17 protein-coding genes and 1 riboswitch are annotated in these 18,312 nt (G+C 71.1%); of the genes, 10 read left to right on the forward strand and 7 right to left on the reverse strand.

The annotated features are described in order from the left end of the window. Positions 1-53: 53 nt before the first annotated feature. The 5 genes from qcrC (at position 54) to CP983_RS31610 (ending at position 6,440) form a co-directional block, all read left to right on the forward strand. Positions 54-866: a cytochrome bc1 complex diheme cytochrome c subunit gene (gene qcrC / locus CP983_RS31590; RefSeq protein WP_107907003.1), complete on the forward strand. Its 813-nt coding sequence runs from the start codon at positions 54-56 to the stop codon at positions 864-866. After that, positions 863-1,912, forward strand: a complete 1,050-nt coding sequence (gene qcrA / locus CP983_RS31595) for a cytochrome bc1 complex Rieske iron-sulfur subunit (protein WP_107907004.1) — start codon at positions 863-865, stop codon at positions 1,910-1,912. The genes qcrC and qcrA overlap by 4 nt, the downstream gene beginning before the upstream one ends. Next, positions 1,909-3,546 carry a cytochrome bc1 complex cytochrome b subunit gene (gene qcrB / locus CP983_RS31600; RefSeq protein WP_150503367.1) on the forward strand — a complete coding sequence of 546 codons (1,638 nt, stop codon included), beginning with the start codon at positions 1,909-1,911 and terminating at the stop codon, positions 3,544-3,546. Before qcrA ends, qcrB begins: the two co-directional genes overlap by 4 nt. Before the next feature lie 140 nt (positions 3,547-3,686). Next, positions 3,687-4,751, forward strand: a complete 1,065-nt coding sequence (gene trpD, locus CP983_RS31605) for an anthranilate phosphoribosyltransferase (RefSeq protein WP_150503369.1) — start codon at positions 3,687-3,689, stop codon at positions 4,749-4,751. 75 nt (positions 4,752-4,826) lie between these two features. After that, positions 4,827-4,943: riboswitch (SAM riboswitch) on the forward strand. A gap of 129 nt (positions 4,944-5,072) precedes the next feature. Continuing rightward, positions 5,073-6,440: an aminotransferase class V-fold PLP-dependent enzyme gene (locus CP983_RS31610; protein ID WP_150503371.1), complete on the forward strand. Its 1,368-nt coding sequence runs from the start codon at positions 5,073-5,075 to the stop codon at positions 6,438-6,440. Here the strand turns inward: CP983_RS31610 and CP983_RS31615 are convergent. From CP983_RS31615 to CP983_RS31645, 7 genes are all read right to left on the reverse strand, one after another. Then, positions 6,395-7,588 (reverse strand): glycerate kinase, encoded by a 1,194-nt coding sequence (locus CP983_RS31615; protein WP_150503373.1) that lies wholly within the window; start codon positions 7,586-7,588, stop codon positions 6,395-6,397. The two genes, CP983_RS31610 and CP983_RS31615, sit on opposite strands and share 46 nt — an antisense overlap. Positions 7,589-7,712: 124 nt before the next feature. After that, positions 7,713-9,128, reverse strand: coding sequence for an SLC13 family permease (locus tag CP983_RS31620; protein WP_167537793.1), 1,416 nt, complete (start codon positions 9,126-9,128; stop codon positions 7,713-7,715). A 57-nt stretch (positions 9,129-9,185) separates the two neighbouring features. Further along, positions 9,186-9,848 carry a response regulator transcription factor gene (locus CP983_RS31625; RefSeq protein ID WP_030963086.1) on the reverse strand — a complete coding sequence of 221 codons (663 nt, stop codon included), beginning with the start codon at positions 9,846-9,848 and terminating at the stop codon, positions 9,186-9,188. Next, positions 9,845-11,209, reverse strand: a complete 1,365-nt coding sequence (locus CP983_RS31630) for a sensor histidine kinase (protein WP_150503375.1) — start codon at positions 11,207-11,209, stop codon at positions 9,845-9,847. The genes CP983_RS31625 and CP983_RS31630 overlap by 4 nt, the downstream gene beginning before the upstream one ends. A 179-nt stretch (positions 11,210-11,388) precedes the next feature. Next, positions 11,389-11,667, reverse strand: a complete 279-nt coding sequence (locus CP983_RS31635) for a small secreted hydrophilic protein (RefSeq protein WP_150503377.1) — start codon at positions 11,665-11,667, stop codon at positions 11,389-11,391. Positions 11,668-11,765: 98 nt separating this feature from the next. Beyond that, positions 11,766-12,047, reverse strand: a complete 282-nt coding sequence (locus CP983_RS31640) for an Lrp/AsnC family transcriptional regulator (protein WP_030953305.1) — start codon at positions 12,045-12,047, stop codon at positions 11,766-11,768. Continuing rightward, complete coding sequence (locus CP983_RS31645; RefSeq protein WP_107907009.1) at positions 12,044-12,805, reverse strand: rhomboid family intramembrane serine protease; 762 nt, start codon at positions 12,803-12,805, stop codon at positions 12,044-12,046. The genes CP983_RS31640 and CP983_RS31645 overlap by 4 nt, the downstream gene beginning before the upstream one ends. A 164-nt stretch (positions 12,806-12,969) precedes the next feature. On the opposite strand from CP983_RS31645, the gene CP983_RS31650 reads away from it, so the two are divergent. From CP983_RS31650 to CP983_RS31670, 5 genes are all read left to right on the forward strand, one after another. After that, on the forward strand, positions 12,970-13,209 hold the full coding sequence (locus CP983_RS31650) for a hypothetical protein (protein ID WP_030953300.1): 240 nt from the start codon (positions 12,970-12,972) through the stop codon (positions 13,207-13,209). Between the two features lie 40 nt (positions 13,210-13,249). Then, on the forward strand, positions 13,250-14,593 hold the full coding sequence (locus CP983_RS31655) for an NYN domain-containing protein (RefSeq protein WP_125529425.1): 1,344 nt from the start codon (positions 13,250-13,252) through the stop codon (positions 14,591-14,593). 211 nt (positions 14,594-14,804) lie between these two features. After that, a complete protein-coding gene (locus CP983_RS31660; protein WP_150503379.1) occupies positions 14,805-15,839 on the forward strand; it encodes a C40 family peptidase in 1,035 nt (344 codons plus the stop codon). A gap of 229 nt (positions 15,840-16,068) precedes the next feature. Continuing rightward, positions 16,069-17,082: a C40 family peptidase gene (locus CP983_RS31665; protein WP_150503381.1), complete on the forward strand. Its 1,014-nt coding sequence runs from the start codon at positions 16,069-16,071 to the stop codon at positions 17,080-17,082. Between the two features lie 32 nt (positions 17,083-17,114). Beyond that, complete coding sequence (locus CP983_RS31670) at positions 17,115-18,305, forward strand: hypothetical protein (protein WP_107907012.1); 1,191 nt, start codon at positions 17,115-17,117, stop codon at positions 18,303-18,305. The last annotated feature ends 7 nt before the right edge of the window (positions 18,306-18,312 follow it).

Genomic DNA, 18,312 nt, shown 5'->3' on the forward strand with positions numbered 1-18,312 from the left:
CAACGCACCTAACAGAAGCATCGACGCAGAAGATCCTGACACCGGGGTAATCCGTGAAAAAGCTCTCCGCACGACGACGCCACCCGCTGGCGGCAGTCGTCGTCCTACTCCTCGCGCTGGCGTGCACGGGGGGGCTGTACGCCGTGTTCGCTCCCGCGGACAAGGCGCAGGCCGAGGAAACCGCCCAGTCCCTCACCATCGAGGAGGGCAAGAAGCTCTACACCGTCGGCTGCGCCAGCTGCCACGGAGCCAGTGGTGAGGGGACCTCCGACGGCCCGAGCCTGGTGGGCGTCGGCGCTGCCGCCGTCGACTTCCAGGTGTCGACGGGCCGTATGCCGGCCGCCACCTCCCAGGGCGCCCAGGTCCCGGCGAAGAAGAACATCTACTCGCAGGCCGAGATCGACCAGCTCGCCGCGTTCATCGCCTCTCTGGGTGCGGGTCCGTCCGTCCCCACCGAGGAGCAGTACGGACCGGAAGGTGCGGACATCGCCAAGGGCGGTGAGCTCTTCCGCAACAACTGCGCCCAGTGCCACAACTTCACGGGCAAGGGCGGCGCGCTGACGAAGGGCAAGTACGCCCCGAGCCTCGAGGGTGTCGACCCCAAGCACATCTACGAGGCCATGCAGACCGGCCCGCAGAACATGCCGTCCTTCCCCGACACCACGCTGTCGGAGCAGAACAAGAAGGACATCATCGCGTACCTCCACGCGGTCAACAGTGACGAGACGGTGAACCCGGGTGGTCTTGAGCTGGGCGGCCTCGGGCCGGTCAGTGAGGGCCTCTTCTCCTGGATCTTCGGTCTCGGTGCCCTGATCGCGGTCGCCATCTGGGTCGCCGCTCGGACCGCAAAGGCCAAGAAGTCATGAGTAGCCAAGACATTCCAGAAGAGAACCTGCCCGCTGAGCAGGACGCCACCGTCGCGGTAGCGGACGAGAAGCACCCCTTCGCCGACCCCGGCCTGCCGCCCCACGAGCACCGGATCCAGGACATCGACGAGCGGGCCGCCAAGCGGTCCGAGCGCACGGTCGCCCTGCTGTTCACGGTCTCGATGCTCGCCACCGTGGGCTTCATCGCCTCGTACGTGGCGATCCCGCACGACAAGTCGATCTTCGTCTTCCCGATCGGTCACCTCAACGCGCTGAACTTCGCGCTGGGGCTGACCCTCGGCGCGGCGCTCTTCTGCATCGGCGCGGGCGCGGTCCACTGGGCCCGCACCCTGATGTCGGACGAGGAGGTCGCGGACGACCGGCACCCGATCGCCGCGGAGCCCGAGGTCAAGGCCAAGGTCATGGCCGACTTCAAGCAGGGCGCCAAGGAGTCGGCACTGGGTCGGCGCAAGCTGATCCGCAACACGATGTTCGGCGCGCTGGCCCTGTTCCCGCTCTCCGGTGTCGTCCTGCTGCGTGACCTCGGCCCGCTGCCCGGGACCAAGCTGCGCCACACCCTGTGGTCCAAGGGCAAGCTGCTCGTGAACATGAACACCAACGAGCCGCTGCGTCCCGCGGACGTCGCGGTCGGCTCCCTCACCTTCGTCAAGCCCGAAGGCCTCGAGGAGCACGACCACGACTTCCAGAACGAGATCGCCAAGGCGGCCCTGATGGTCATCCGGCTCCAGCCGGACGACATCAAGGACAAGCAGGAACTCGACTGGTCCTACCAGGGCATCGTCGCGTACTCGAAGATCTGCACCCACGTCGGTTGCCCGATCTCCCTGTACGAGCAGCAGACGCACCACGCGCTCTGCCCCTGCCACCAGTCCACCTTCGACCTCGCCGACGGTGCCAAGGTCATCTTCGGCCCGGCCGGTCACCCCTTGCCGCAGCTGCGCATCGGTGTGAACGACGAGGGTTACCTTGAGGCGCTCGGCGACTTCACGGAGCCCGTCGGTCCTGCATTCTGGGAGCGCGGATGAGCACTACAGAGACCACCGAGTCCCGCTCTCGCGGGAAGGCACCGGCCGGCGAGCGCGTCGCCGACTGGGCCGACGGCCGGTTGGGGATCTACTCCCTCGCCAAGGCCAACATGCGCAAGATCTTCCCCGACCACTGGTCGTTCATGTTGGGTGAGGTCTGCCTCTACAGCTTCATCATCATCATCCTCACGGGTGTGTACCTGACGCTGTTCTTCCACCCGTCGATGAACGAGGTGGAGTACCACGGCTCCTACGTCCCGCTCCAGGGACAGCTCATGTCGGAGGCGTTCAGCTCCACGCTGCACATCTCCTTCGACGTGCGCGGTGGTCTGCTCATCCGGCAGATCCACCACTGGGCCGCGCTGATCTTCCTCGCGGGCATGTTCGTGCACATGATGCGCGTGTTCTTCACGGGCGCGTTCCGCAAGCCGCGTGAGATCAACTGGCTGTTCGGCTTCCTGCTGTTCGTCCTGGGCATGTTCACCGGTTTCACCGGCTACTCGCTCCCTGACGACCTGCTCTCCGGCACCGGTGTCCGCTTCACCGAGGGCGCGATCCTGTCCATGCCGATCGTCGGCACGTACATCTCGTTCTTCCTCTTCGGCGGCGAGTTCCCGGGCGTCGACTTCGTCGCCCGCTTCTACTCGATCCACATCCTGCTGCTGCCGGGCATCATGCTCGGTCTGGTGGTCGGCCACCTGATCCTGGTCTTCTACCACAAGCACACGCAGTTCGCGGGTCCCGGAAAGACGAACAAGAACGTCGTCGGCATGCCGCTGCTGCCGGTCTACATGGCCAAGGCCGGAGGCTTCTTCTTCCTGGTCTTCGGTGTCATCGCGGTGATCGCGGCGGTCGCGCAGATCAACCCGGTCTGGGCCATCGGTCCCTACCGGCCGGACATGGTCTCCACCGGCGCCCAGCCCGACTGGTACATGGGCTTCGCCGAGGGTCTGGTCCGGTACATGCCGGGCTGGGAGGTCAACTTCTGGGGTCACACGCTGGTCCTCGGCGTGTTCATCCCGCTGGTGCTCTTCGGCCTGGTCCTCGGTGCGATCGCGCTCTACCCGTTCATCGAGTCCTGGGTCACCGGCGACAAGAGCGAGCACCACATCCTGGACCGCCCGCGCAACGCCCCGACGCGTACCGCGTTCGGCGTCGCCTGGGTCACGGTGTACATGATCGGTCTGGTCGGCGGTGGCAACGACCTGTGGGCCACCCACTTCCACCTGTCGATCAACGCCGTCACCTGGTTTGTCCGGATCAGCTTCTTCGCCGGACCGGTCCTCGCGTTCATCGTCACCAAGCGCATCTGCCTCGGCCTCCAGCGCCGGGACAAGGACAAGGTGCTGCACGGCCGCGAGTCGGGCATCATCAAGCGCCTGCCGCACGGTGAGTTCATCGAGGTCCACGAGCCGCTCAGCCAGGACGCGCTGTACACGCTCACCGCGCACGAGCAGTACGAGCCGGCCCAGATCGGCCCCGCGGTCGACGAGAACGGCGTCGAGCGCAAGGTGAAGGGCTCCGAGAAGCTGCGCGCCAAGCTCAGCAAGTCCTACTACGGCGAGGACGGCCAGATCCCGAAGCCGACCGTCGAGGAGTACAAGGAGATCACGAGCGGCCACGGCCACCACTGATCGCTGCGCACGCCACGCCACGGCAGAAGGGCCCCGTCCGATCTTCGGACGGGGCCCTTCTCCGTGTCCCGGGGCTGGATAGGGTGGACTCGTTGAGACTCGCGTCCCGTAGTGCGGGACGCCTGAACCTGGAGCGGCTTATGAGCGCTGTGACCCCCGCTGGAGGCGACACCGCGGCGGGCCGCTCCTGGCCCCTGCTGCTGAACGGCCTGCTGGACGGCCGGGACCTGTCCGCCGACGACACCGCGTGGGCGATGGACCTGATCATGCGCGGCGAGGCGACGGACGCGCAGATCGCCGGGTTCGTGGTGGCGCTGCGGGCCAAGGGCGAGACGGTGCAGGAGATCACCGGACTGGTCCGGACGATGTACGCGCACGCGAATGTGATCGAGGTGCCGGGGCCGACCGTCGACATCGTCGGCACGGGCGGCGACGGCGCGAAGACCGTCAACATCTCCACGATGTCGGCGATCGTCATCGCCGGCACCGGCGCGAAGGTCGTCAAGCACGGCAACCGGGCCGCGTCGTCGGCGTCGGGTGCCTCGGACGTGCTGGAGAAGCTCGGCGTCAATCTGGAACTGCCGGTCGGGCGGGTCGCCCAGGTCGCCGAGCAGGCCGGGATCACCTTCTGCTTCGCGGTGAAGTTCCACCCCTCGCTGCGTCATGTGGCCGCCGCGCGCGGACAGCTGGGCATCCGGACGACGTTCAACGTGCTCGGTCCGCTGACCAACCCCGCCAAGGTGCGGGCCCAGGCGGTCGGGGTGGCCGACCCGCGCATGGCACCGATCGTCGCGGGCGTCTTCGCCGAGCGCGGCAACTCCTCGCTGGTGTTCCGCGGCGACGACGGCCTCGACGAGCTGACGACCACCGCCACCTCGCGGGTGTGGGTCGTGCGCGACGGCAAGGTCACCGAGGAGGCCTTCGACCCGCGCGACGTCGGCATCGAGCTGGTCCCGGTGGAGGCGCTGCGCGGCGCCGACGCCTCCTACAACGCCGAGGTCGCCCGGCGCCTCCTGGACGGCGAGACGGGGCCGGTGCGCGACGCCGTACTGCTGAACTCGGCGGCGGCGCTGGTGGCGCTGGAGCCCGGCGACGGGCCGCTGACGGAGCAGATCGGGGCCGGTATGGCGAAGGCGGCGGAGTCCATCGACTCGGGGTCCGCGAAGCGGACGCTGGAGCGGTGGGTCGCCGCGAGCAACGCCTGACCGGCACCTGACGTCGTCCCGCGATCCGGACACGGGTTGCGGGACGACGATCATTTCACGTACGTTCCTGTACCAGGTCATGAGTGACAGTCATGAGGCCCCGGCCGACTGTCCGGCAACCCTCCGTCCGTGGCGGGGTGCCCCGGGTGAAGACCAGGCCGTAGGCAGCGAGGTCTACGGCAAGCGCGGGCCCCTCTCGAAACCAGGGGTCCTGGTCGTTCGAGGGAGTCTTCCGTGAGCAAGCGAATGCGATAGGGCCGCCGAGCCCCGCCTCCGCGCACCCATTTTCACTTTCTTCTTTCCTCTCACGGGAGTTCCGTCATGTCTGTCTCCACCGCTGCCTCCGTCCAGACCATTTGTGCCCCGCTGCCCGTTCTGGGCCGCGATGTCACCGTCCCGCTCGTCACCGGCGGCGAAGTCACCTACGCAGCGCTGGACTACGCCGCCAGCGCCCCCGCCCTCCAGCGCGTCTGGGACGACGTGGCCGCCTACGCGCCGTACTACGGCAGCGTCCACCGCGGGGCCGGATACCTCTCCCAGCTCTCCACCGACCTGTTCGAGAACGCCCGCCGGACGGTCGCCGAGTTCCTCGACTGCCGGGACGAGGACCAGGTCGTCTTCACCCGGTCCACCACCGACTCGCTGAACCTCCTCGCTGCCGCCCTCCCGGCCGACTGCCAGGTCTTCGTCTTCGAGACCGAGCACCACGCCTCGCTGCTGCCGTGGCGCGACGCCCGCGTCACCTACCTCAACGCGCCCCGCACCCCCCGCCAGGCCGTCGAGACCCTGGAGCGCGCCCTCGCCGACCGTGACCCCTACGGCCCGGCCCTGGTCTGCGTCACCGGCGCCTCGAACGTCACCGGCGAGCTGTGGCCGGTGCGCGAACTCGCCGCCGCCGCGCACGCCCACGGCGCCCGGATCGTCCTGGACGCCGCCCAGCTGGCCCCGCACCACGCGGTCAGCGTCCGTGACCTGGACGTCGACTGGATCGCCTTCTCCGGACACAAGCTGTACGCCCCGTTCGGCTCCGGTGTCCTGGCCGGCCGCTCCGACTGGCTGCGCGCGGCGGAGCCGTACCTCGCGGGCGGCGGCGCCAGCCGCAAGGTGTCCCGGCGCGAGGACGGCGGCGTCGACGTCGAGTGGCACGACAGCGCCGCCCGGCACGAGGCGGGCTCCCCGAACGTCATCGGCGCCTACTCCATCGCCTCCGCCTGCAAGGCGCTCACCGAGGCCGGTTTCGACGACCTCGTCGCCCGTGAGCAGTACCTGATCGAGAAGGTGCGGGCCGGTCTCGCCGAGGTGCCCGAGGTCAGGATCCTCTCCCTCTTCGGCGACGACGCCCCGCGCGTCGGCGTCCTCTCCTTCGTCGTCGCGGGCTGGAACAGCTCCCACTTCGCCGCCGCCCTGTCCGCCGAGTACGGCATCGGAGTCCGGGACGGCCTGTTCTGCGCCCACCCGCTGGTCCGCACCCTGCTCGGCAGCGACCCGCAGGCCCAGGGCGAGTGCGGTGCCCCGGAGGCGGCGCCCGGCGAGAAGTCCCTCAACGCCATCCGCGTCAGCTTCGGTGCCGGAACGCCGGACGAGCACGTCGAGCGGTTCGTGAACGCCGTGAAGGAGCTCGTGACGGACGGCGCGAAGTGGAACTACCGCACCGAGGACGGCCGTTGCGTGCCGGACACCTCCGCGTGAACCGGTAGCCGGGCGCCCAGCAGGATCATCCGCAGGGCGCGTTCGGTCGCGTCCGTGAGGAGTTCGGAGGCCCGCACCAGGGCCTCCGCCAGGGCCATCGGCGCGGGCAGGATGCCGCTGAACGCGTCGACCCCGGGCACCTCGTGCGCGCCCTCGCCCAGCGTGCCCGCCAGCGCGAGCACCGGGCGGCCGTACAGCTTGGCCCGGCGGGCCACCTCGGCCGGGACCTTGCCGCGGGACGTCTGGTGGTCCAGGGCGCCCTCGGCGGTGACGACCAGGTCGGCGCGGGCCAGACGGGCATCGAGGTCGAGGTGGTCGAGGAGCACGTCGAAGCGGGGGAGCAGGCGGGCGCCGAGCGCGGCGAGGCCGGCGCCCAGACCGCCGGAGGCTCCGGTGCCGGGGCCGCCGTAGAGGTCCGTCCCCACGACACCCAGGTCACGGGTGAGGACGCTTGCCCAGTTCTCCAGCCCCGCCGACAAATGCTCCACCTGCGCGGGCGTCGCGCCCTTCTGCGGTCCGAAGACACGGGCCACGCCGCGCTCGCCGCACAGCACGTTGTACGGATTGCACGCCACGAGCAGCTCCACGTCCCGCAGACGCGGGTCGAGGCGGGCCGGGTCGATCCGCGCGAGCCGGACCAACTCGCCTCCACCGTGCGGGAGTTCGAAGCCGTCGGCGTCCAGCAGCCGGGCACCGAGCGCCTGGAGCGCGCCGGCGCCCCCGTCGGACGTGCCGGAGTCGCCGCAGCCGACCAGGATCCGCCGTACGCCGGTGTCCAGCGCGGCGCGGATCAGCTCGCCGACGCCGTACGTCGTCGTGGCGCCCGGGTCGCGCCGGGCCCGGGGGACGAGGGACAGCCCGGCCACCGCGGCCATCTCCACGACCGCCGTGTCCCGGGAGCCGAGCAGCGCGAAGTGCGTGCCGACGCGTTCGCCCACCGGCCCGGTGGCGGGCAGGGCGACGAGCCGCCCGCCGGTCGCGGCGGCCAGCGCGGTGGCGGTCCCCTCACCGCCGTCCACCAGCGGAATCAGATCGAGCACGGCATCCGGCAGCACCCGCCGCACCCCGCCCGCGATGGCATCGGCGGCGGCCTGCGCGGACAACGACTCCTTGAACCCACTGGGGGCTACGACGACGCGGGTCAGCATCAGATCTCCTCAGCAGGTCGGGACAGGACAACGCCCTGAGGGGCAACGCCCCCAAGGGGCGCGGGGAACTGCGCGACCAGCCACAACGGCGCAGCAGCCGAAAGACGACACACACGCGGCACCGTCATCGCGTCACCGGCACACCGAGCACCGGCCACACCACAACGGCGAACAACAGAACGACCGCGGCGGTCGACGGAGCCAGCACCGCAGCCAGCCGCAACAGGTCACGCGGGGTGTAGGTCGGCGTCCCCGGAAGGTCGGAGAAGAGCGTCACCGGCTTCGCCGAAGCCGGCAGCGTATGGCAGAACCCCGCCGCCGCGGTGGACGCGAGCGCCGCCGCGACCGGATTCACCCCGGCCCCCACCGCCGCCGCGACCACCAACGGCACCAGTACCGAGGACCGGGCCGACCGGGACTGCAGGACCAGATGGGCCGCCGTACTGATCACCACCACGACGACCAGGAACAGCAGCGGGCTGACGCCCGACGGGAGCCCGCCGACCAGCCACCCAGCCGCCCCGGAGTCGGCGAGCGCCACACCCATCGCCATCGTCGCCGCCATGAACAGCAGCAGCGCCCACGGAACCGTCTTCAGCGCGTCCTTGAGATGCACCGTCCCCAGCGCGGGCGAGGCCGCCACCACCGCGCCGATCAGCGCCACCACCGCGGGCGGCACCCGGTGCAACGGCTCGCTGCACCACAGCACCACGACCGTGCCGAGCAGCAGCGCACACCGCTTCTCGGCCTGCGACCAGGGCCCCGTGACCGGGTCGTCGCTGTGCTCCTGGATCTGCTCGGCCGTGATGCGCACGGCGCCCTCGCGGTCCGCGCGACGGGTGGTGGTCAGGAGTACGGCCTCGGCGGCCAGGTGCGAGGAGGCCACGGCGAGCGGCAGCCCCAGCAGCAGCCACTCGGTGAAGCCGATCCGGTCACCCGTGGCCTGCCACAGCACCGACACGGTGATCAGATGCGCGCCGGCCCCGATCAGGGTCGCCACCGCCGACAGCAGGATCACGGTCGGGAACAGCAGCGCCAGCATCACGACCAGTCGCCGCCGGTCGGCCAATGCCTTGGCGAGCGCGAGGAACACCGGCAGCGCGAGCGCCGCCCGCCCCGAGGTGGCCGGCACCGCGAACGCCGTGACGACCAGCGCGGCCGTGGTCAGATGCACCAGTTGCCGCACCGTGCGGGCCCCACCGACCAGGAACGCCGCCGCCCGGCCCGCGAGCCCCGTCCGGGTCACCGCGGCCGCCAGCACGAAGGCGCAGATCAGCAGCCACACCGTGGAGTCGCCGAGGGTGCCGAAGAGCGTGTCGCTGCTGATCACGCCGGTCACCGTGAGCGCCAGCCCGGCGCCCAGCGCGATGTACGTGTCGTCGACCGGCGTCGCGATCCAGGCGCTGGTCGCCAGCGCGAACACGGCGAGGGTGAGGCGGGCGTCGGCGCCGAGACCCGCGAAGTTGCCGGGCACCGCGAGCAGCGCGCACAGCGAGAGCGCCACACACAGGGCCGCGAGCGGACGGAGGTTCAGGGTCACGTCATCGAGGGTTCACCTGAGCCGTGAGCCCTCGATGAGCGGTACATGAAGGGGACTTCACGCGGGCAGCCGGTACCCCACGCCGCGGACCGTCTCGACCCGTTCGGCGCCGAGTTTCTTGCGCAGCGCCCGCACGTACACGTCCACGATGTTGGAACCGGGGTCGAAGTCGTAGCCCCACACGTGCGACAGGATCTGCTCGCGGGACAGTACCTGCCCCGGGTGCCTCAGGAACAGTTCCAGGAGCACGAACTCACGGGCCGTCAGATCGACCGTCCGCTCCCCGGACCGGGCCCGCCGGGTGCGCAGGTCCAGGGTGAGCGGGCCGGACCGCAGCACCGTCACCTCGGGCGCCCTGGCCGCCGTACGCAGTCGCAGCCGGACCCGGGCGAGGAGCTCCTCGAAGCGGAACGGCTTGGTCATCCAGTCGTCGGCGCCGCCCTCAAGACCGGCCACCGTGTCCCGTACGGAGTCCCGCGCCGTCAGCACGATCACCGGGACCGTCACCCGGGCCTCGCGCATCTCGCGCAGCACCGTGAAGCCGTCCCGGCCGGGCAGGCCGATGTCGAGGACCACCAGGTCGAAGGCGCCCGTGACGGCGTACTCGTACGCCGCCTCGCCGTCACCGACGACGGTCGTGGTGAAGCCGTTCGAGCGCAGTCCCTTCTCGACGAAGGAGGCGATGCGCTCCTCGTCCTCGACGATGAGGATCCGGTTCACGTGTGTCCCTCTCCCAGTGCCAGTACGAAGGTGGCGCCGCCGCCCTCGGTGGCGCGCAGCCGGACCCGGCCGCCGTGCGCCTCGGCGATGGCCCGGACGATCGACAGGCCGAGCCCGGCCCCGGAGCCGCGGGCGCCACGCCGGGACGTGCCGCGCCGGAACCGCTCGAAGATCACGTCCGCGTCCTGCGGCTGCACCCCGCAGCCGGAGTCGGCGACGTACAGCTCGATGGCGGTCCCGTCCGCACGGGAGCCGATCCGCACCGCCTGCCCGGGCGCGGTGTGCTGCACGGCGTTCTGGGCGAGCTGGACCATCGCCTGGGTGATCCGCTGGGCGTCCAGCTCGGCCTCGACGTCGGCGACCTCGGCGAGCTGCCAGTCCCGCTCGCCGAGGGTGCGGGCCTTGACGTAGACGTCGGCGGTGAGCTCGGCGAGCTGCACCGGCTCCGGGGCGACGAAGTCGGGGCGCTCGGCCTTGGCGAGCAGCAGGAGGTCCTCCACGATGCGGCTCATCCGGTCCAGCTCGTCGGTGACCAGCCGTATCGTCTCCTCGCGCTCGGCCGGGTCGTCGCCCATCAGCTCCAGGTGGCCGCGCACGATGGTGATCGGTGTGCGCAGTTCGTGGCCCGCGTCGTCGACGAACTCGCGCTGGGCGGCGAAGGCGCGCTCCAGCCGGTCGAGCATCGCGTTGAAGGTCTCCGCGAGCGCGGCGATGTCGTCGTGCCCGTGCACGGGGATACGGCGGGTGAGGTCCTGCTCGGTGAGCTGCGCGGCCGCGGTGCGCACCAGCCGTACGGGTTTGAGGATGCGTCCCGCCACCGCCCAGCCGATGCCGGTCGTCAGCAGCAGGGCGACGCCGGAGATGGCCAGCAGGATGCGGAACTCCTCGTTCACCGCGGCCTGTTGGCGCCCCGGGTGGAACGCCACGACGAACGCGGCCTCCGTCTCGCCGCCCGCCCGCGCGACGGCGACCTTCGCCCAGCGGATCTCGCCGGAGGACCGGTCGACCGTGCCCGTGGAGTCGGGGGAGTCGAAGATACGGCGGCGGGCGGCGGCGTCCTCGTGCAGCGGCACGGCCACCGGGATCTCGCGCGGCTGGATGATCTGGGCCGGGGTGTCGCCCGCCCGCCCCACCAGGCCGATCAGCTCCTCGTCGGGGTCGGCGTACTGCCGCACCAGGAACTCCCGCAGCAGCCGCGACGGGTCGGTGAACGGCCGGCCCGTCTCGGGGTCGACGCCCCGCTCCTCGAAGTTGGCGAACTCCCCGGCCTCCTGGGCCAGCAGCCCGTTCGCCCGGTGATCGACGTCCCGCAGCAGGATCGATCGCGTCGTCGTGGCCACGGACACCAGCCCCACGGCCATCACGAGCAACAGCCACAACAGAATCCGAACCCGCGCGGAGACCCGCCGGGGTACGGGGCTAGGGGGTGTCGCCACAGAACACCGTTCCGTGCAGCCGCGCCCCAAAGGGGCGCGGGGAACTGCGCGACCAGCCACAACGAACCCGCGGACGGATGATCACGGCTCTTCCGGCAAGGCGCTCAGCCGTCGTCGCGGTCGTCGTCGGAGGCATCGTCATCGTCGTCACTCGCGGGGCTGTCGGTCACCGGTGGGCGGGAGACGACCTCGTCGCTCGGCGTCGGCGTCGGCGCCGGTGCGGGCCGGGTGGGCGTCGGCGTGGGGGAGCCGCTGTCCAGCTCCACCCTGGTCGGCACCTCGGGCGACTTCGGCTGGTCGGTGAGGGCGAAGCTGGTCGCGGCGATGCCGAGCGGGATCGCCACGACGGCGGCGAGGGCCGCGATCCGGTGCGAGAAGGCCATACGGGCGATCCTGCCCACGGCACACGGCGTTCAGGATGAGCCCAGGATGAAGAACTCCTCATCCTGAGCGGCGGCATCCTGAGCGGCGGCCCCGGGCGTCAGCTGTCCAGGCCGATGGCGAACGCGGCCTCGATGTCGTGCTGGGAGTAGGTGCGGAACGCCACGTGCGTGTCCGTGCCCTCGACGCCGGGGATCTTGCTGATCCGGCCCGGGATGACCTCGGCGAGCTCCTCGTGCTCCGTCACCCGGACCATGGCGATCAGGTCGTAGGTGCCGGTGACGGAGAAGACCTCGGTCACGTTCTCCAGCGAAGCGATCCGCTCCGCGATCTCGGGGATCCGGTCCACGCTGGTCTTGATCAGGACGATCGCGGTGATCACGGCTGGTTCTCTCCCTCGGGGGCCGGAGCTGGGGCGGCTTTCACTCTAGTAGGCCGCCCGAACCGGGCCCACGCGTAGCCGAAGCCCAGCCCGAACCCGACCAGGTGCGCCAGATACGCCACCCCGGGCCCCTGCGCCGCCCGCCCGGCCGCCACCCACTGCAGGGCCGCCCAGAAGGGCAGCACGACCCAGGCCGGGAAGCGCAGCGGCAGGAAGAGCAGGAACGGCAGCAGGCTTGTCACCCGCGCTCCGGGGAAGAGGAAGAGGAACGCGCCGAGGACGGCCGAGATCGCCCCGGACGCGCCGACCAGGGACTGGGTGGAGTCGTCGTTGGCGGCGGCGTAGCCCAGCAGGGCCAGATAGCCGCAGCCGAGGTAGAACAGCGTGAACTGGACGCGGCCCATCCGCTCCTCGGTCATCGCGCCGAAGACGTAGAGGAAGAGCATGTTGCCGAGCAGGTGCACCCAGCTGCCGTGCACGAACAGGGCCGTCGCGGGAGTGAGGACGGCCCGGGGTGCCCCCTCGAACAGCTCCGCCGGCACCACGCCCCAGCGATGGAAATAGGCCCGCTGCGCGGCGATCAGCTCCTCGCCGGAGCCGTACGCCGGATTGAGCCCCGCCGCCGGGCTCAGCAGGAAGAGCAGACAGCACAGGGTGATCAGCCCGTACGTCACCGGCGCCGGCGACGCGAGGGCCGACCGTCCCGCGGCCCTGCCGAACCGAGCCCGGAAATGCGCCACGCTCCAGTTGCCGATCATGGCTACAGAGCATGACGTAACCGGACGCAGTCGCACAGACCGCCTCGCCGCCGTGGACGGACGGGCGACGAGTACCCGCCAGGCCGTAGGGTTACGAGCCACACGCACCGCAGCCCGGCGCGTGGCCGACAATAGAAGGCCTAGAGGAAAAGAGCGCAGTCACGATGACGGTTCCCCTGCCGACCGACACGACGCGGTGGCGTTGCACCCTCTGTGGCAACCTCACCCGCTTCGACGTGACGCGTTCGTCCAAGGTCGTGGAGTACCTGCACCTCGATCTGGCCGGCGAGCCGAAGGTCGAGGAGCGCGAGGTGCTCAGTGAGACGATCGAGTCGGTGCGCTGCCGCTGGTGCAACGCGGTGGACAAGGTGGAACTCGTGGACAGGCCGGGCGCCGGCTCCTGACGATCGGGGACGGCCCCGCACGGATATCGAGGTGTGACGGATGGTGGAGACACAAGGCGGGGGGCCGGGCGACGGCGCCGCCGAGGTGCTCGACCGTCCGCTGCCCGACGGCGTGCGGCGCAAGGTCGTCCAGATCGTGTCCGACGGCTTCGGCGGGCTGACCGTGGGCGAACTGCCCGCGCAGCTCCGCCAGTACGCCAGATTCGCGCCGAACCGGCGGGCCAAGTTCGCCGGCAACGCGATGGCCGCCGCGCTGGAGACCGATCCGCTGTTCCGCCAGCGCATCGGCGAGAAGCTCAGAGAGGCCCAGCCGGAACTCACCGGCGCTCTCGACTCAGGCTCGGCGCCTCCGGCCGCGGACCCGCTCGACGTGGCGGCCGCGGCCTATGTTCTGCGGCCCACCGGCTGGGTCAAGCTGGTCACGGCGGCCGGTGAGGAGGCCCAGCGGGCCGACGCCGAGCGCGCCGACGAGGAGACCCGCGCCGAGCTCGACCGGCTGCGCGAGGAGCTCGCCCACGCCCGGGAGCACACCCGGGACGAGGCCGAGCGGCTGCGCACCGAGCTGGACGCGGCGAAGAAGGAAGCCGAATCACTTCACCGCAAGCTGCGCTCCGCCCTCAGTGACGTCAAGCGCGGTGAGGCCGCCCTGCGCAAGGTGCAGACCGACATCGAGACCGTGCGCGCCGAGGGGCAGGCGCAGGTCTCCGCGGCCGAGAGCGAGACCCGCCGGCTCAAGGCGCGGCTCGGGGAGGCCGAGGCCGCCCTGGAGGGCACGCGCAGAGCGGCACGCGAGGGGCGCAGTGTCGAGGACATGCGCGTCCGGCTGCTTCTGGACACCCTGCTGGACGCCACCCAAGGGCTGCGCCGGGAACTGGCGTTGCCGCCGGTCTCCGTGCGCCCCGCCGAGACCGTGGACGCGGTTGAACCGGGACGAATGACCCCGAAGGACATCGCCGCGCGGGCGCTGTCGGAGAACGACCCCGCGATCCTCGACCAGCTTCTCGCCCTGCCGCAGGCCCACTTGGTGGTCGACGGCTACAACGTCACCAAGACCGGCTATCCCCAGATGCCCCTGGAGAAGCAGCGTCTGCGGCTGCTGGGCCAGCTCTCGCAGCTCGCCGCGCAGACCGGCGCCGAGGTGACCTGTGTCTTCGACGGGGCCGAGCTGGCCGCGCCGGTGCTGCTCGCGCCGCCGCGCGGCGTACGGGTGCTGTTCTCCAAGCCGGGCGTGACCGCCGACGAGCTGATCCGCCAGCTGGTGCGCGCCGAGCCGCCGGGGCGTCCGGTCATCGTCGCCTCCACCGACCGCGAGGTCGCCGACGGAGTGGCGCGCGCCGGCGCACGCCCGGTGGCTTCTGCGGTGCTTCTGAAGCGACTGTCCTGAATCGGTCAACGTACAGGGGCAATGCCCGAATTGGGTGGACCGTCGCGCAACGTAGTGTCAACCGCGCATCACACCATGTGAGTTGTGTGTAAAGAATGCAGTGTGTGACGAGATTTTTCTTGTGAGGATTTGATCTGATCACAGGAGGGTCACTAGGGTCTGGCCTCGAACCTCCGAGCGGGTGATCACTCACAAGAAGGGTTTCACCTCAGTGGCGTCCCACCGTCGACCGAAGCAGCCGAGCCGAGCGCGCGTGACCGTGCTCACCACCGCGGCGGCTGCTGCCGTGGCCATAAGTTCGCAGGCGGCCAACGCGGCCCCCAGCGAGAAGCCGAGCAAGGACGAGGTCAAGGCCAAGGTCGACAAGCTCTACGAGGAGGCCGAGCAGGCCACCGAGAAGTACAACGGGGCCAAGGAGAAGCAGGAGAAGCTCCAGAAGGAGATCTCCACCATCCAGGACAACGTGGCCCGCGGTCAGGAAGACCTGAACGAGCTGCGCGACTCCATGGGCCTGGCCGCCGCCGCCCAGTACCGCACCGGCAGCATCGACTCCTCCCTCCAGCTGTTCCTGTCGTCGAACCCCGACGACTATCTGGACAAGGCGTCCACCGCCGACCAGCTCAGCGCCCAGCAGGTCGAGCAGCTGAAGAAGGTCCAGGAGAAGCAGCGCGAGCTCGCACAGCAGCGCGCCGAGGCCTCCGAGAAGCTCAAGGACCTCGCCTCCACCCGCACCGAACTGGGCAAGAAGAAGAAGCAGGTTCAGGGCAAGCTCGCCGAGGCCCAGAAGCTTCTCAACACCCTGACGGCCGCCGAGAAGGCCGCCATCGCCGCCGAGGAGCAGCGCGCCAGCCGTTCCGCCGCCGACCGCGTCGACCTCGGCAACACCGGCTCCGCCTCCGGCCGCGCCATGGCCGCGTTCCAGGCCGCCCAGAGCCAGCTCGGCAAGCCGTACGTCTACGGCGCCACCGGCACCGCCTCCTACGACTGCTCGGGCCTGACCTCCTGGGCCTACGGCCAGGCCGGCGTCTCCATCCCGCGCACCTCGCAGGCCCAGGCGAACGCCGGCACCCGCATCTACAGTCAGTCGGCCCTCAAGGTCGGCGACCTGGTCATCTTCTACGGCGACCTGCACCACGTCGGCTTCTACGCCGGCAACGGCCAGGTCCTGCACGCCCCGCGCAGCGGCACGGTCGTGCGCTACGAGTCGATCAACAACATGCCGTTCCAGTTCGGCGTCCGGATCTGATCCCGGCTCGACGCCCGCAAGATCAACACAGAGTGCCGCCCGAACGAGCGAATTACGGCACCCCCGACTGACCCAACGCCCCGCCGATGACCTGCGTCAGAGGCGGGGCGTCACTTTGTGTGCCCGCCACGGTCGTTGGTCGCCGCCCCCGCACGGAGCTACTGTCTGCCGCGTTTCCCCGACGCCGGGGAAACGGTCCTGTCCGCCAGCGGAAGGAGAGCGGCTTCCCGTGGGGTCCCATCGTCGCCTTGCATCGCCCGGGTTCGACCGGGGCGCCAACGCAGCGCTCTGCGTCATGTCGGCCGCCGCCGCGGCCCTAGGGGTCACTCCGGCCACGGCCGCGCCACAGGACGACACCCGCGCCAAGGTGGACCGCCTCTACGAGGAGGCCGAGAAGGCCACCGAGGCCTACAACAAGGCCGACGAGCGCGCCGACGCGCTCCGCGAGCAGGTGGGCCGGGCCCAGGACCGCATCGCCCGGCAGCAGGAGCACATCAACTCCAAGCGGGACGTGCTCGGTTCGCTGGCCGGCGCGCAGTACCGCTCCGGCGGCCTCGACCCGTCCCTCGCCCTGCTGCTCTCCGACGACCCCGAGGACTACCTCGACAAGGCCGCCGCGCTCGCCCGCATCACCGCCCACCAGGCCGGTGAGCTGAAAGAGCTCCAGGACGCCATGCGCGAACTCGCCCAGGAACGCGCCGAGGCCACCGGGAAGCTCGTCGAGCTGGAGAAGAGCCGCAAGGCCGTCGCCGGCCACAAGCGGACCGTCGAGCGCAAGCTCGCCGAGGCCCGCAGACTCCTCAACACCCTGACGGCGAGCGACCGCGCCGCCTACGACCGGGCCTCGCGATCCGGCCGGCTGGACCTGCCCGACCTCGGCGGCGTCGGCCCCGCCTCGGGCCGCGCCGCGGCCGCCGTAGCCGCCGCCCAGTCCGCGCTGGGCCGGCCGTACATCTGGGGCGCCAACGGACCCTCCGGCTTCGACTGCTCGGGCCTGATCCAGTGGTCCTACGCCCAGGCCGGCGTCTCCCTGCCGCGCACCTCGCAGGGCCAGCGGTACGCCGGCCGGCAGGTCCCGCTCTCCGAGGCCCGGCCCGGCGACGTCGTCACCTACCGCTCCGACGCCAGCCATGTCGGGATGTACATGGGCAACGGCCAGGTGGTCCACGCGCCCTACCCCGGCGCGCCCGTGCGCTACGACCCGGTGGGCATGATCCCCGGGGCGACGGTCACCAGGGTCTGACCCCGGCGCCCCCGCCGCCGTACGATCGGGAAGTGGCTGGTCGAAGGCGGGCGTCGGGAACGCGAGTCGTCGTCGCCGTCTGCCTGCTGCTGATCGGGCTGGTGGGCTGCGGCGGGCGGCCCGCCACCGACAGTGCCCGCGCCGAGGTGCAGAGCCTCCTGGACCGGCGGGCCACCGCCGTCCTCGACCGTGACGAGACCGCCTACCTGCGCACCGGCGCACGGGGCTGGTTCGGCAATCTGCGCGCGATGCCCCTCGCCGACTGGTCCTACCGCCTGACCGGGCTGCGCCGCACCGGCGACACCGCCGTCGCCGACGCCGAGCTCCGCTATCGCGTCCGGGGCTACGACCGCGCTCCCGTCCGGGCCGGCCGCACCCTGCGCCTCGCCCTGAGCGGGGGCCACTGGTACGTCCGGTCGGACAAGCCCGCCAAGGGCTCCGCCGAGCAGCTGTGGGACCAGGGCGAGGTCGCGGCCGTACGCGGTCAGGACAGCCTGGTCCTGGGCGTCGGGCAGTCCGAGACTCAGCTGCGGTCCTACGCGCGGCTGGCCGACCACGCGGTGCCGGCGGTCGCCCAGGCGTGGGGCACGGAGTGGGCCCGGCACGTCGTCGTCCTCGTCCCGGGGTCGCTGTCCGACATGGCGGGGCTGCTCGGGGCGCCGGAGTCCTCCTACCGCGGGATCGCCGCGGTCACCACCGGCGAGACCGGTGCCCCGGCCGGCGCCCCCGCCGACCGGATCATCCTGAACCCCGACGCGTACGGCGTCCTCGGCGACACCGGCAAGCAGGTCGTCCTCACCCACGAGACCACGCACGTGGCCACCCGCACCCACACCACCCCCTCCACTCCGCTGTGGCTCTCCGAGGGCTACGCGGACTGGATCGGCTACCTCGGCAGCGGCCGTTCCCCGTCCCAGGCGGCCCCCGAGCTGCGGCGCGCGGTGGCCGAGGGCCGGGTGCCCGGGAGCCTCCCGCTGGACGCGGACTTCGGGTTCGCCGGTGACGCGACCGAGCTGGCCCAGGCGTACGAGGGCGGCTGGATGGCCTGCCGGATGATCGCGGACCGCTGGGGCGAGGTCAGACTCGCCGAGTTCTACCGTGCCGTGGGCGGCCACGAGCGGCGGGCCGGCGCGGTCGAGGGCGCGATGAAGGACGTGCTCGGGACCTCGCTGGAGGACTTCACGGCCCAGTGGGGCGAGTATCTGCGGGCGCAGCTGGGCTGAGGCGGCG

Source organism: Streptomyces chartreusis (genome assembly GCF_008704715.1).
Lineage (GTDB): Bacteria > Actinomycetota > Actinomycetes > Streptomycetales > Streptomycetaceae > Streptomyces > Streptomyces chartreusis.